The sequence below is a fragment of the Bradyrhizobium sp. T-1 genome (genome assembly GCF_053592855.1).
Window position 1 is genome coordinate 7,356,019 of record NZ_CM132115.1, and the last position, 13,449, is coordinate 7,369,467.

Annotated in this window: 13 protein-coding genes; 3 read left to right on the plus strand and 10 right to left on the minus strand. The window is 63.6% G+C overall.

Annotated elements, in window-relative coordinates; translation table 11 throughout:
• On the minus strand, positions 1-1,971 hold the full coding sequence (locus ACWAT4_RS35180) for a pseudouridine synthase (protein WP_449729230.1): 1,971 nt from the start codon (positions 1,969-1,971) through the stop codon (positions 1-3).
• Between the two features lie 121 nt (positions 1,972-2,092).
• Between ACWAT4_RS35180 and ACWAT4_RS35185 the strand changes: the two genes are divergently transcribed.
• Positions 2,093-2,551, plus strand: a complete 459-nt coding sequence (locus ACWAT4_RS35185; protein ID WP_212297101.1) for a nucleoside deaminase — start codon at positions 2,093-2,095, stop codon at positions 2,549-2,551.
• On the opposite strand, the gene ACWAT4_RS35190 is transcribed toward ACWAT4_RS35185, so the two are convergent.
• Positions 2,548-3,453, minus strand: a complete 906-nt coding sequence (locus ACWAT4_RS35190) for an alpha/beta fold hydrolase (protein WP_449729231.1) — start codon at positions 3,451-3,453, stop codon at positions 2,548-2,550. The two genes, ACWAT4_RS35185 and ACWAT4_RS35190, sit on opposite strands and share 4 nt — an antisense overlap.
• 205 nt (positions 3,454-3,658) lie before the next feature.
• Entirely contained in the window at positions 3,659-4,942 is a 1,284-nt protein-coding gene (purD, locus tag ACWAT4_RS35195) for a phosphoribosylamine--glycine ligase (RefSeq protein WP_449729232.1), read from the minus strand.
• A 414-nt stretch (positions 4,943-5,356) separates the two neighbouring features.
• On the opposite strand from purD, the gene ACWAT4_RS35200 reads away from it, so the two are divergent.
• Entirely contained in the window at positions 5,357-7,057 is a 1,701-nt protein-coding gene (locus tag ACWAT4_RS35200; RefSeq protein ID WP_449729233.1) for a P-loop NTPase fold protein, read from the plus strand.
• A 98-nt stretch (positions 7,058-7,155) separates the two neighbouring features.
• On the opposite strand, the gene ACWAT4_RS35205 is transcribed toward ACWAT4_RS35200, so the two are convergent.
• From ACWAT4_RS35205 to ACWAT4_RS35230, 6 genes are all read right to left on the minus strand, one after another.
• A complete protein-coding gene (locus ACWAT4_RS35205; protein WP_449729234.1) occupies positions 7,156-8,013 on the minus strand; it encodes an IS3 family transposase in 858 nt (285 codons plus the stop codon).
• Complete coding sequence (locus ACWAT4_RS35210) at positions 8,010-8,411, minus strand: helix-turn-helix domain-containing protein (protein WP_212445588.1); 402 nt, start codon at positions 8,409-8,411, stop codon at positions 8,010-8,012. Before ACWAT4_RS35210 ends, ACWAT4_RS35205 begins: the two co-directional genes overlap by 4 nt.
• A gap of 152 nt (positions 8,412-8,563) precedes the next feature.
• The gene (locus ACWAT4_RS35215) at positions 8,564-8,881 is read right to left on the minus strand and encodes a hypothetical protein (RefSeq protein WP_449729235.1); all 318 of its coding nucleotides are present in this window, start codon (positions 8,879-8,881) and stop codon (positions 8,564-8,566) included.
• Between the two features lie 433 nt (positions 8,882-9,314).
• A complete protein-coding gene (locus tag ACWAT4_RS35220; RefSeq protein ID WP_212428597.1) occupies positions 9,315-9,614 on the minus strand; it encodes a winged helix-turn-helix domain-containing protein in 300 nt (99 codons plus the stop codon).
• Positions 9,614-10,165, minus strand: a complete 552-nt coding sequence (locus ACWAT4_RS35225; RefSeq protein ID WP_449729236.1) for a hypothetical protein — start codon at positions 10,163-10,165, stop codon at positions 9,614-9,616. Before ACWAT4_RS35225 ends, ACWAT4_RS35220 begins: the two co-directional genes overlap by 1 nt.
• Positions 10,162-11,172, minus strand: a complete 1,011-nt coding sequence (locus ACWAT4_RS35230) for an alpha/beta hydrolase (RefSeq protein ID WP_449729237.1) — start codon at positions 11,170-11,172, stop codon at positions 10,162-10,164. Before ACWAT4_RS35230 ends, ACWAT4_RS35225 begins: the two co-directional genes overlap by 4 nt.
• Positions 11,173-11,290: 118 nt before the next feature.
• On the opposite strand from ACWAT4_RS35230, the gene xseA reads away from it, so the two are divergent.
• Positions 11,291-12,931: an exodeoxyribonuclease VII large subunit gene (xseA, locus tag ACWAT4_RS35235; RefSeq protein WP_449729238.1), complete on the plus strand. Its 1,641-nt coding sequence runs from the start codon at positions 11,291-11,293 to the stop codon at positions 12,929-12,931.
• A gap of 187 nt (positions 12,932-13,118) precedes the next feature.
• On the opposite strand, the gene ACWAT4_RS35240 is transcribed toward xseA, so the two are convergent.
• Positions 13,119-13,268 (minus strand): hypothetical protein, encoded by a 150-nt coding sequence (locus tag ACWAT4_RS35240; RefSeq protein ID WP_212297116.1) that lies wholly within the window; start codon positions 13,266-13,268, stop codon positions 13,119-13,121.
• Positions 13,269-13,449: the final 181 nt, after the last annotated feature.

A 13,449-nucleotide genomic window follows, 5' to 3' on the forward strand; every position in this document is an offset into this window, starting at 1 on the left:
CTAGTCCTCCTTCGGCGTCAGGTCGCGTTTGCCGTGATAACCGCGCTTGGGACGACGCGGTGGGCCGTAACCGTTGGCCTCTTCCTCGTTGCGCTCGCGCGCTTCGTCGCTGCCGGTGCGCTGCACCAGCACGCGGCGGCCCTTGCGGTCGGCAATCACGGCGCGCTTCGACGTCTTGTTCTCGCCCTCAGCGGACTTCTTAGGCACGTCGAACTGCGCGCCCGATTTCTCGATCACCTTGTCGCCGAGTTGCTCGCGCAGCACGCGCGCGCGAATCTCCTCGACCTGCCCCTCGGGAACCTCGCCGAGTTGGAACGGACCGTAGGAGACGCGGATCAGCCGGTTCACCTCGAGCCCGAGATGGGCGCAGACGTTGCGCACCTCGCGGTTCTTGCCTTCGCGGATCGCAAACACCAACCAGACATTGGCGCCCTGGTCGCGCTCCAGCGTCGCTTCGATCGGACCGTATTTCACCCCCTCGACCTCGATGCCTTCCTTCAATTGATCGAGCTGCGCTTGGGTGACATCGCCATGAGCACGAACGCGATAGCGGCGCAGCCAGCCGGTGTCCGGCAGCTCCAGCGTGCGCGCGAGGCCACCGTCATTGGTGAGCAACAGCAAGCCTTCGGTGTTGAAGTCGAGCCGGCCGACCGAGATCAGGCGCGGCAGGCCTTCGGGCAGATTGTCGAACACGGTCGGACGCCCCTCGGGGTCATCGTGCGTCGTCATCAGCCCGCGCGGCTTGTGGTAGAGGAACAGCCGCGTGCGCTCGCGCTCCGGCAAAGGCTTGCCGTCGACCAGAACGACGTCATTCTTCGTGATGTCGAGCGCCGGCGAGTTGATGACGCGACCGTTGACGGTGACGCGGCCCTGCGTGACCATCTCCTCCGCATCGCGGCGCGAGGCAAGGCCCGCACGCGCCAGCGCCTTGGCGATACGTTCGCCCGCCTTCTTCGGCTTCGGCGCCTCTTCGCGGCGCGGTCGTCCCTCGAAATCACGCTCGCGCGCGCGATAAGCACCGCGGCCACCGAAGGCGGGGCGTTTCTCAAAAATCCTGCTGTCGTCCTCGTTGTCGCGGCGCGGACGATCGCGGAAGCCACCTTCGCTGCGCGGATGCTCCTGCCAGTCCATGCGGCCTTCGGGCCGCTCGCGCGGACGATCGAATTTCGGGCGCTCGCGGAACGGACGGTCGCCCGACGCACGATCGTCGCGCGAGCGCGAAAAACGCGGACGGTCATCACCGCGACCGCCTTCGCGACGGTCGTCACGCTTTTGCCAGGGCTTGTCATCGCTACGATCGCGGCCGCCGAAATCCTTGCGCGGCCCGCGATCTCCTCCAGCCCGCGAAAACTTCCGGTCCTCGAATTTGCGTTCGGGGCGCTCGCCACGCGGCGCGCGATCACCGCGGGCGAAATTCGGACGGTCGCCTCTCGGCTTGAAGCTGCGCTCGCCACGGTCCTCGCGATCGCCGCGCGGCGCATAGGGCCGCTTGTCGCCGAACTTCTTGTCACCGAAGCGACCGGCGGGACGGGCGTCGTCGCGATCCCGGCTGCGCGGCGGACGATCGTCGCGGCCATAGGACGGGCGATCACCACGCGGCTTGAAGGAGCGCTTCTCGCCGTCGCGCGATCCGCGATCGGAGAAGGGGCGGTCGCTACGCGGCTTGAAGCTGCGCTCGCCGCGGCCTTCGCCACCGCGATCGTCGCGCTTGAAGCGAGGACGGTCGGAGAAATCGCGGCGCGGCGCATCGCCCTCCTCGCGGCGGCGGAACGACGGACGGCTGTCACGGTCGCCACGAGGCGGACGGCTGTCGCGATCGCCACGGGGGGGACGCTTGTCGCCGTCGCCCTTGCCCTCAAAACCGCGCTTGGCGAATTTCTTGTCGGGGCCGCGGGGCTTGCCGCTACGGCCGCCTTTGGGCGGGCCTCGCCGGCCGCGGGAATCGTTGTCTTTGTCGCTGTCGCGAGGCATGAATAATCTCACTCAGGGGGTGGCGCGATGAGCATTATGTGCGCTCATTCCGAGCCGCATGCTCAGGCAAAAACCGGTAAGCACTTCTGCTGAAGGCGCAGCTACTAGCAGGTTTCTTCGGATGATACGAGGCTTGAAAGCCCCCTCTTTCATGGATTTGGCGCTCAAAACGGCCGAAAATGCCGGAAAGGCGGGCGAAGTTCCGATCGGATGCGTGGTGGTCCGCAATTACGAGGTCATCGCCACCGCCGCCAACCGGACGCTGACCGATTACGACCCCACCGGCCACGCCGAGATCGTGGCGCTGCGCGAGGCGGCGAAAAAGATCGGCAGCGAGCGCCTGGTCGACTGCGACCTCTACGTGACGCTGGAGCCCTGCACCATGTGTGCGGGCGCGATCTCCTTTGCAAGGGTCCGCCGGCTCTATTACGGCGCCGCCGACCCCAAGGGCGGCGCGGTCGAGTCCGGCGTCCGGTTCTTTGCCTCGCCAACCTGCCACCACGCCCCTGACGTCTATTCCGGGGTCGGCGAGAGCGAGGCGGCGCGGCTGCTCAAGGAATTCTTTCGCGAGCGGCGTTAACTGCTCGCGAAGAACGCGCGCAGCGCCTGCGCGGTGACATCAGGGTTCTCCTCGGTGAGGAAGTGGCCGGAGTCCACCGGCTGTCCCTCGACGTTGGTCGCCCATTGCTTCCAGATGTCGAGCGGGGTCGCGGCGGCCTGGGCGATGCCGGCGCCGCCCCACAACGCCAGCATCGGCACCGTGATCTTCTTGCCGGCGTCGAAATCGGCCTTGTCGAGGTCGTAGTCGATATAGGCGCCGGCGCGGTAATCCTCGCACATCGCATGCACGCGGGCGGGATCGCGGAACGGCGCGATGTAGTGCTCGAGCGCGCGCTTGTCGATCGCGTCCAGCGTCCTCGACTTGGTCTGGCTCGCCATCTTGAAGCGCAGGAAGAATTCGCCCTGGCCTGCGATCAGCGTCTCCGGCAGCGGCGCGGGCTGGGCGAGGAACGTCCAGTGATAGATCTTCAGCGCATAGGCGCGGTTCATCCGCTCCCAGTAATTATAGGTCGGCAGGATATCGAGCACGGCGAGCTTCGACAGCCGGCCGGGATGATCGAGCGCCAGCCGATACGACACGCGGCCGCCGCGATCGTGGCCGGCGAGCGCGAAGTGGACGTGGCCGAGGCGCTCCATCACCTCCACCATGGCCTTGGCCATCGCGCGCTTGCTGTAGGGCATGTGCAGCGCGTCGCTCTCGGGCATGTCGGACCAGCCATAGCCCGGCAGGTCGGCGATGATCAGCGTGAACCGGTCGGCGAGCTCAGGCGCGACGCGGTGCCACATCACATGGGTCTCGGAGAAGCCGTGCAGCAAGAGCAGCGGCGGCCCGTTGCCGCCGACGCGGGCGAAGATGCGGCCGAACGAGGTGTTGATCCATTCGGAGGCGAAGCCGGGATAGAGGTCGGCGAGATCGGACATCTTGTTGCATCCTTGTTGGGTCAGTCGGCGTGGGGGGCCGACCAAAAAGTCGAAAACAACCCCATGCACAGTAGCGGTATTATCAGCGGGGTCGCTAACCCCAACAGCTGATTGCGCATTTCTGATGTCGATGTGGCCCGCGGTGGCGGGCCAAAACCTCGAGGTTCCGGATCGGCGCGTTTTACGCGCCGTCCGGAACGACGACCTAATTCCGGGCCTTCTCGGCGTCCACCGCCTGCCAGCCGATGTCGCGGCGGCAGAAGCCTTCCGGCCAGTGGATGCGGTCGACGGCCTGGTAGGCGCGCGCCTGCGCCTCGGTCACGGTCGCCCCGAGCGCGCAGACATTGAGCACGCGGCCGCCATTGGCGAGGATGGCGCCATCCTTCGCAACCGTGCCGGCGTGGAATATCTCGACGGTGTCGACCTTGGCGGCGTCATCGAGCCCCTCGATGCGGGTGCCCTTCTGATAGTCGCCGGGATAACCCTTCGCGGCCATCACCACCGTCAGTGCAGACTCTGGATACCAGCGAAGGTCAAAATTCCTGAGCTGGCCATCGCAGGACGCCAGGAACGCCGGCACGATGTCCGACATCATGCGCAGCATCAGCACCTGGCACTCGGGATCGCCGAAGCGGACGTTGAACTCGAACAGCTTTGGGCCCTGCGTCGTCAGCATGATCCCCGCATAAAGCACGCCGCGGAACGGCGTGCCGCGCTGCTTCATGCCGGCCACCGTCGGCAGAATGATTTTTGCCATGATCGCGTCGTGGATCACCGGCGTCACCAGCGGCGTCGGCGAATAGGCGCCCATGCCGCCGGTGTTCGGGCCGACGTCGTGGTCGAACACGCGCTTGTGGTCCTGCGCGGAGGCCAGCGGAATGGCGGTCTCGCCGTCGCAGAGCGCAAAGAAGCTGATCTCGCGGCCCGGCAGAAACTCCTCGATCACGACCTCAGTGCCGGCCTCGCCAAACGCGCCCTCGAACATCATGGCGATGGCGTCCTCCGCCTCGCGCACGGTCTTGGCGACGACGACGCCCTTGCCGGCGGCAAGGCCATCGGCCTTCACCACGATCGGCGCGCCCTGGCTCTGCACATAGGCGCGCGCGTCATCGGCGTTGGTGAATCGCTCATAGGCGCCGGTCGGAATGCCGAACTCGGTGCAGAGCGCCTTGGTAAAGCCCTTGGAGCTTTCGAGCTGGGCCGGGATCCTGTTCGGGCCGAACGCCTTGATGCCGGCGGCGGTGAGATCATCGACGATGCCGGCCGCCAGCGGCGTCTCCGGGCCGACCACGACCAGCTCGACCGCGTTCTTCTTGCAGAAGGCGATCACGGCGGCATGGTCGGCGACATCGAGCGCCACGCATTCCGCCTCGCGCGCGATGCCGGCATTGCCGGGCGCGCACCAGAATTTGGTCACCAGGGGGGAGGCTGCGATCTTCCACGCCAGGGCATGTTCGCGGCCGCCGGAACCAAGCAGGAGAATGTGCATCGAAGGCTCGAAATGAGGGGTTTTGCTGGGGCGGAGGTCGCACGAATCGGGGTGGGGCTCAAGGGGGAACGGCCGCCAATTCCCCGTCATTCCGGGGCAGGCGTACCCGGTGCCTTGTAGGAGACCTTCCGACGCGAAAGGCGTCGAGAGATCAATGGCTCTGCGAAACACTACCCGCCGAGTGTCAGGAGTAACTTAGACCCAGCACACCCGGCCGTTTCCAAATTGGCCACAACGGTCCATCAGACGCAAGATCACCGGTTTTGGCAAGCTCTCGGGCTCCGATAGATATCCTGCCGACACGATAGATTGAATGGCATACAATGCGCACCATGCGGCTGACACTTTGCTTGGATCGAAAAAGGAAGACCGGATGGATCGCGTGTCCGACCGCGTCCCTGCAGCAGGTTCGAAATGACGGCTACCGCAGCAGTTAAAGGCGAGATCGAGAGGTTTCTGAAATCCTCTGAGCCGGATGTTCTCTGCATCTCGGGCGAATGGGGCGTCGGCAAGACGTACACGTGGCAGACTATTCTGGATCGACTCCGAACTAGACGTGAAATCGGCCTGTCGCGCTATAGCTATGTCTCTCTGTTCGGCATCGCCTCATTAGACGCATTCAAGGTGTCTATTTTCGAGAACCTCGAGTTTCTTGTGCCGCAGGGCAACAGTGGATTTGACGCGCTACTCTCGGGCGGAAATTCGATCTTAAAGCAAGGCAAGCAATGGATCGGAGTTGCTGGTGCATTGCCCGTGGTCGGTGGAGCAATCGCGAAAGCCCAGCCTCTTCTGTTCACTGCGATACGCAACCAAATCATCTGTATCGACGATTTAGAACGTCGCGGCGCGATCAGCGTGAAAGACGTATTCGGATTAATCTCTTACCTGCGCGAGCAGCGGGCCTGCAAGGTCGTACTGCTGCTCAACGAGACCCAGCTAAAGCAAGACGATGGCGCGGCGAAAGAGTTCGACGGCTACTTTGAAAAAGTCATCGACACGAAGATGGTATTCGCGCCCAATGCCGCTGAGGCGGTGGCGATCGCGATTGCTGACAAGGATAGTCTCTCGACCCTGATTTCTGAGCATTGCATCAAACTGCGGATTGCCAATATCAGGGTCATCAAGAAGATCGAGCGGCTTATTCGGATGGTGGCGCCACATCTTGAGGTACATGGCCCGGGTTTAATGAGGCAGGCAGTGCACTCGCTGACCATGTTTGGCTGGTGCAAGTTTGACACCGGCGCGGCCCCGCCACCGATGAACTACGTCAAGCAAAGCAGCCTCGGGCGATACATGACGCGGCGAGATGAGAAAGTCTCACCAAGCCCGGACGAGCTTCGATGGGATACGATCTTAGGCGAGTACGAATGGGGCAATTTGGATGACTTGGACGTCGCCTTGCTTCATTTCGTTGAGAGCAGCGTACTCAATGTTGAAGAAATCGAAACGGCAGCAACTGAAACTCAGGCGAAGCGAGATCGCACGTCCAAGGCTGGGTCTTTTGAGCAATCTTGGCGACTCTTTCACGACAGTTTTGTGGACAACGAAGACAGCGTTTGTGATGCACTGATATCGGGTTTCAAGATCAATGTGGGCGTTCTGTCGCGCAGGAATTTGGATGAAGTCGTGTCAGTCTTGCGCGCACTTGAGCGAGATAAGGAGGCCGACGATCTAATCGATTTTACGGCCATGCAAGCGGGGGATAGTTTCTGGGTGCACGACGATCCATTCGATCGCGCGGTTAACGAGCCAAGGATCGTAGATATCGCGAAGCAGCGAGCCATCGCCGCGGCACCAGTCTTCGATTTTGAGAGCGATCTTGTGCTCGCCGCGCAAAATCTGGATCATAAAAAGCACGCGCAATTGGCCGCGGCCCCGGTAGAACAATATCAAGCGCTTTTCGAAGCATGCGAAGGCGAGCAGTTGAGGCGCGTAGTTCTGTCAGCGCTCGATTACCGCCGCATCATGAACGCAACGGCTGACATGACCACAATCGTTCGCAACGCCGAGACCGCGTTGCGAGCCATAGCGAAGACCTCACGATTGAACGCGCTTCGGGTACAGAAATATGTTGGTGAAGACGTCAAGGACGACGGCAACGAAGGCGGGCAATGACTTTGGCTAGCGAATTACGGAATTACGGTGACAGTGCTGGACTGCACCCCTGAAGTGAGACACGATAATTGTAGTGACAGTGGGGGTGTCACGATGCGTCACCGCGCCTTGTTTTGCGCGAACGCGGTTTCGAACTCAAGAGGCGACTGGTATCCGAGCGCCGAGTGCAGGCGCTCTTTGTTGTAGACCTCTGCGATAAAGCTGTTGATGTGGCGGCGAGCGTCACCCAGGTCGGTAAAGGCCCGGCCGTTGACCTGCTCGGCCTTGAGCGTCTTCATGAAGCTTTCGGCCTTGGCGTTGTCGAAGGGATTGCCCGGCCTGCTCATGCTGATGGTGATGTCGCGATCGGCCAGCCGCTGGCGATAGGCGATGGAGGCGTATTGCACGCCGCGGTCGGAGTGATGGATCAGACTGCCAGGTGCCGGTTTTCGGGCGGCGATTGCTTTCTCCAGTGCAGCGATGGCGAGTGAGGCATCGAGCGTGTCCTCAAAAGCCCAACCGACAGCCTTGCGCGAGAAGGCATCCAGAATGACAGCGAGATAGGCGAAGGTCTTGGCGAGATGGACATAGGTGATGTCGGCGACCCAGATCTGATCGGGGGCGGATGGCACCAGGCCGCGGACCAGATTAGGGACGACGAGAACGCCCGATGGCCGTTCCGCAGGCGGTTTCAGGAACGGCGCCTTGCGCTGCGCGAGCAGATTATCCTGGCGCATAAGCCGCTGAACTTTCTTGGCATTCACCACCATACCTTGGCGCCGGAGGGCAGCGGTCACCCGTCGATAGCCGTAGAAGACGTGCTTGAGGCAAATACGCTGGATCTGGTCGCGCAGCTCGCAGTCGGCCGCTTTGCGGTCCTGTCTGGCTAGGCGCCGATAGTAAGTTGCACGCGGCAGGCCCGCGAGGCAGCACAAACGCTGCACGTCGGCATGGGAATCGGTTGCCTCCGATGTCATCGTTTTGATGACCTCGATGATGCGGGTACGGGTTTGCCTTGCGCTGCCGGCCGCTCCAGTGCGCGCAAGGCTTGCCGAAAAAAATCGAGGTCCATCTGCTGACGGCCGACCAACCGCTCGAGTTCGGCGATGCGCGCTTTGGCGAGCGCGAGGGCGGAACGCTTGTCGTTGTACGTCGCTAGCGGTTTCAGCTTGCGGGGGCCAGGCTTGGGTCCGCGCTTGCGGTTCAACCCGTCTGGCCCATCGGCCTTCCACGCCTTGATCCACTCGTGGAGAATCTTGCGAGAAATCCCGAGTTCACGAGCAACGGGCAGAACGCCGTCGCCTCTTTCAACCCGCTTGATCGCCTTTATTTTGTAGGCCGTCGGAAACTGACGGTTCTTTCCTTGTACTGCCACAGGTCATCCTTGAAATGCCTGTCACTACAATTATCGTGTCTCACTTCAGGGGTGCAGTCCAGTGCACTAAATTCCAAGGCCAACACATCAGTTGACATGGTTTAGTGCACTGTCACCGTAATCCCGTAATCCCGTAATCCCGGAGTCTCGGATCAGTCATTCGCACCGAGCTCCGTAAAAAGGAACCCCGCCGGCGTCCTGGTGAAGACGAAGATGAGGTCGCCGCAGAAGACGAAGTAATTGTCATTGTTCTCTTGATCGCGATCGTAGACGGCCTTGCCGCGCTGGATACACGCGCGATTTTTCGCCGTGAAGGAGGTCGGATAGGTCTTGGCGCGAAATTGCGCGGCGTCGCGAACTGCGCTGTCGTTCATGAACGGCAATCGCGTCATGCTGGCGACGGCGGCGGAATCGTTTGCCTTCAGCGCCGCGCGAAATTTCTCGATGAAGCCATCGAATTCCTTCTGCAAGGCAGGAGAAGCGACGGCTTTCTTCGGCGCCCCAGCTGCGGCTGGAGCGAGGTTCACGAGAGCGGTTACGAGCAAAATTCTCGGCAAAAATCTCACGGGTCGGCTCCGTCCATCGACCAATCAAGGTCTTCCGACCGAAAGAAATCCATGGTGTTCCGTTGCGTCAAGGACTTTCTGGCTCGCCGGCGCAGCGCTAATCCAAAACCCAAGCATCCAAACGACGGTGACAGTGCACTAATCTCGAAAGCCAAAGCATCAATTGATACGTTTAGTGCATTGTCACTGTGATCCCCACACTCCCCGTCATTTCCGGGGCGCGCAATTGCGCGCCCGAGAATCCATAGCACCATCGTGAGTATGGATTCCGGGCTCGCGCCCAAGAGGGCGCGCCCCGGAATGACGAAGGAGAGAGCCCCCGAATGACGGGCGGAGTCTACACCTGCTTCCCCGCGATAATCTCCTGCAACGTCGCCACATGCCGCGCGAAGGCGCCGCGGCCGGCGGCGGTGGCGGTGACCGTGGTCTGCGGCTTCTTGCCGACGAAGGCCTTGTCGACCGAGACGTAGCCGGCCTTGGCGAGCGTCTCGATATGGGCGCCGAGATTGCCGTCGGTGGCGCCGGTGAGCTTCTTGAGCCGTGCGAATTCCAGGCCGGTCGCGACCGGCAGCGCGTTCAGAGCCGCCATGATCTTCAGCCGCAACGGCTGATGAATGATGTCGTCGAGCTCGGCCATCAGATCCGCCGCATCCAGAGGCCGCCCAGGATCAGGCCGCCGCCGTTGACGAAGGCCATCCAGAGCGGGAATGCCGCGCCGATAGTGAAGAAGCCGATCAGCGTCAGCGCGATGATACCGATGCCGATCGCGACGAAGGCAGTGCCGAACCAGAGACCGCCGAGCGTGTAGAACAGCATGAAATAGATCGGCCAGAATGCGCCGAGCTCGCGCGGACCGAAATGGCCGAGCACGTTGGTGCAGATATAACCGAACGCGAAGAACAGCACGAAGACCAGCACAAGCCTGATGTCGAAGGCAGCGCCTGGGACGTGCGGTGGGCTCAGCAGGCGGATCGCAACCAGGCCGCCGACCCCGAGAATGTCGACGGCGGGCCAGGCGTAGACGGCGTAGAACGGCCAGAGCCAGGTGACGACGTTGCCGGCGAAGACCAGAACGCCCCACCACAGCGCCGCAAGGCTGGCCAGCTCGTAGAGCTGCGACTGCTTCACGCGCTGGACGATGTCGTCGATGTCGGCCAGCGCCGCAGACGCCTCCTTGCTGTCGATCACGATTGCCCGCTCCCGCGCGTTGCGACGTCCTCGGCGATCGCGTTGACCGCCTTCGGGTTGGTGACCATGCCCATATGGTTGACGCCCTCGATCAGCTTGACGTCGACGGACGGTTTGATGGCCTGCACGGTCTCGGCATATTTGGCTGATATCATCATCTCGTCCTCGCCACCGCCGAAGATGGTCATCGGATGCGTTACCGAGGCGAGGTCGAGGCGATAGCCATGCGTCGCGAAGTTGCGCATCAGGCGATCGGAATAGGTCGCCGTCAGAATCCGCTCCGAATTCGCCGGCACGGCGAAGGCGAGCACCGGAAGCTGCGAGCAGCAATCGATGCCGAGCTTGCGCAGCGCGGCGAGCGCGAGGAAGCGCGGCTTGTCGGCATTGGCCCAGCCGCCGGAATGCGGCTTGTTGGTCGGCGCACCATAGCCGAGATAGGGCGCGACCAGCACGGTGCGGGCGAACAGGTCCTGCACGATCGGGGTTGCGGCGACGCGCAGCGAGAAGCCGGCGCCGGCGGAATGGCCGACCAGGGTCAGCAGCAGATCGGGCGCGGACTTGCGGACATGGGCGACGAAGTCGACGAGATCGTCCTCGAGCTCGCCGACATAACCGATATCGCCGCGGGTGCCGGAAGCGCCGTGGCCGCGCATGTCGAGCGCCCAGGTCTCGACGCCATGTGCGGCGAGCGCCGCGGTCAAGGCGTGGTTGACGGTCGCGGAGGAGCCCGACGATCCGTGGATGAAGATGGCGCCGCGGTCGGTGGCCGTCCCCTTCGGCGCGTAGTGCCGGAAGCCGAGCCAGGTGCCGTCGCGGGCCTGGAAGCGTTCGAGCGGCGGCAGCGTGGACCAGTCGATGCCCTTGGCGGACTCCGAGACCGAGCGCATCTCGGCGGGCCGCTCGAGCGGCGTCGCGACCAGGGCGGTGAGCAGCAGCGCCACAGCGCCGACCCCGCACAACCCCCATTTCAGCACGCCCAGAGAACTTCGCAGCAACCGCATCGCCATGGCCAACTCCATCAAACTCAGCATCAATAGAGAACTCTATAGTACAGAGTACTCTTGCAATCAATCCCTGGATTGGCGCCGCGTTGCGAAAATCCTTAACGTCGGGTCTGACCCCAAAATGCCGAATCGATTGCCGATGCCGCCTGCGGAACAACTTCACAACGCGCCCGAATTCACCGTCTCCGAGCTCTCGCAGTCCCTGAAACGGACGGTGGAGGACACCTATGGCCATGTCCGGGTCCGCGGTGAGATCTCGGGCTTCCGCGGCGCCCATTCCTCCGGCCATTGCTATTTCGCGCTCAAGGACGAGAGCGCCAAGATCGAGGCGGTGATCTGGAAGGGCGTGCACGGCCGCATGCGCTTCAAGCCCCAGGAGGGGCTCGAGGTCATCGCCACCGGCAAGCTCACGACCTATCCGGGCTCCTCCAAGTATCAGATCGTGATCGAGGCGCTGGAGCCGGCCGGCATCGGCGCGCTGATGGCGCTGATGGAGGAGCGCAAGAAGAAGCTCGCCGCCGAAGGCCTGTTCGACGAAGCGCGCAAGCAGCTGTTGCCGTGGCTGCCGGAGGTGATCGGCGTCGTGACCTCGCCGACCGGCGCCGTGATCCGCGACATCCTGCACCGGCTGGAGGATCGCTTTCCCCGCCACGTGCTGGTGTGGCCGGTGAAGGTTCAGGGCGAGGGCTCGGCCGAGCAGGTCGCGGCTGCGATCCGCGGCTTCAACGCGCTGCCTGAAGGCGGCAAGATTCCACGGCCCGACGTGCTGATCGTCGCACGCGGCGGCGGCTCGCTGGAGGATCTCTGGTCGTTCAACGAGGAGATCGTGGTCCGCGCGGCCGCCGAAAGCATGATCCCGCTGATCTCGGCGGTCGGACACGAGACCGACATCACGCTGATCGACTTCGTCGCCGACAAGCGCGCGCCGACACCGACGGCCGCGGCCGAAATGGCCGTGCCGGTGCGCAGCGAATTGTTCGTCGAGGTCGCCGATCTGGCGCGGCGCACGCGCGCCTATTGGCAGCGGGCACACGAGAGCCGCCGCAGCGAATTGCGCGCCGCCGCGCGCGCGCTTCCCGCCGCATCCGATCTGCTCGCGATCCCGCGGCAGCGGCTGGATTCGGCCGGCAGCGCCCTGCCCCGCGGGCTCAAGGCCAACACGCATGCGCATTTCCGCAGGTTTACCGCGGCGAGCTCGAAGCTGACGCTGCGGGTGCTGCACGGCCAGATCGCGCAGGCCGGGCACCGGCTCACCGTATCCGGCGAGAGGCTTGGCCTGTCGGCGCGCGCGTTGCTGCGGCAACGCCGCGACCGCTTCGCTGGACTTGAAGTGCGCCTGCGCGCCTCAAAGCTCTCCAACGCGCAGGCCCAGCGCAATGCGATTCTCCGCCAGCGCGAGCGCACGCATCGCCTCGCCGAGCGCGCCAACCGCGCGCTTCTCACGCTGCTGCAACGGTTGGATGCCCGCGTCGAGAACAGCGGCAAGCTGCTCTCCGCGCTGTCCTATCGCGGCGTGCTCGCCCGCGGCTTCGCGCTGGTGCGGGATGAAGCCGGGCACCCCTTGCATTCGGCGGACAGCGTCGGACCGAATGCACGGATCGCGATCGAGTTTGCCGATGGGCGCGTGGGCGCCACAGCAGATGCGGATCGCCCGGCGCCGACAGCCAAGCGTCCGTCGCCGCAGCCCAAGCCAGCCGCGCAAGAGGCCAAGCCCGCGCCGAAGCGCGTGGGCAAGCCGGTGGATCAGGGCAGTTTGTTCTAGAGCGCGGTGCGCACTCTCTCCGATGTCGTCCCGGCGAAGGCCGGGACCCAAAACCCCAGGGAGAAGTTTGGCGAAGACTTTTCGTTCGGTACTCAGACCGACCGCAATTGATAGATCGCGCGGTATGGCTCCCGGCCTTCGCCGGGACGACGGGGGAGAGAGCGCGCCCCGCGCCGGTTCGCGCCGCCTACCGGCAGGACAAGCCTGCGTCGATCGTGGTCCAGAAGCCGCAATGGTCCGGCGCGCGCAGGGGCGAGCCGGCGTGGGCTTCGAACAGGAACACTGCGACGGTGAAGATGGCCAGTGCGGATGAGAAGATGACGATGCGGCTGCGCATGAAAGATGCGTTTAGCCGACATCATGGTCGAACTAAGGCGCCGAGATCCGCTGAAACCGGTGCGCGGCGCGACCCGTAGATTCACGGTCGACCATTTCGATCCGTGCAGGGCGGTGGTCGATGCGGGGCTGTCCCGCCTTCGCTCTACCGAGCTACGGCGGGGCAGGCCCGCTCTTATCAG

Bases quoted from the DNA above. Each gene is read 5' to 3' on its own strand.
- ACWAT4_RS35200 (WP_449729233.1), top strand. From the start codon at position 5,357: ATGACGGCTACCGCAGCAGTTAAAGGCGAGATCGAGAGGTTTCTGAAA.
- ACWAT4_RS35240 (WP_212297116.1), bottom strand. From the start codon at position 13,268: ATGCGCAGCCGCATCGTCATCTTCTCATCCGCACTGGCCATCTTCACC.
- ACWAT4_RS35230 (WP_449729237.1), bottom strand. From the start codon at position 11,172: ATGGCGATGCGGTTGCTGCGAAGTTCTCTGGGCGTGCTGAAATGGGGG.
- ACWAT4_RS35220 (WP_212428597.1), bottom strand. From the start codon at position 9,614: ATGGCCGAGCTCGACGACATCATTCATCAGCCGTTGCGGCTGAAGATC.
- xseA (WP_449729238.1), top strand. From the start codon at position 11,291: ATGCCGAATCGATTGCCGATGCCGCCTGCGGAACAACTTCACAACGCG.
- ACWAT4_RS35190 (WP_449729231.1), bottom strand. From the start codon at position 3,453: ATGTCCGATCTCGCCGACCTCTATCCCGGCTTCGCCTCCGAATGGATC.
- ACWAT4_RS35185 (WP_212297101.1), top strand. From the start codon at position 2,093: ATGATACGAGGCTTGAAAGCCCCCTCTTTCATGGATTTGGCGCTCAAA.
- ACWAT4_RS35205 (WP_449729234.1), bottom strand. From the start codon at position 8,013: ATGACATCGGAGGCAACCGATTCCCATGCCGACGTGCAGCGTTTGTGC.
- ACWAT4_RS35180 (WP_449729230.1), bottom strand. From the start codon at position 1,971: ATGCCTCGCGACAGCGACAAAGACAACGATTCCCGCGGCCGGCGAGGC.
- purD (WP_449729232.1), bottom strand. From the start codon at position 4,942: ATGCACATTCTCCTGCTTGGTTCCGGCGGCCGCGAACATGCCCTGGCG.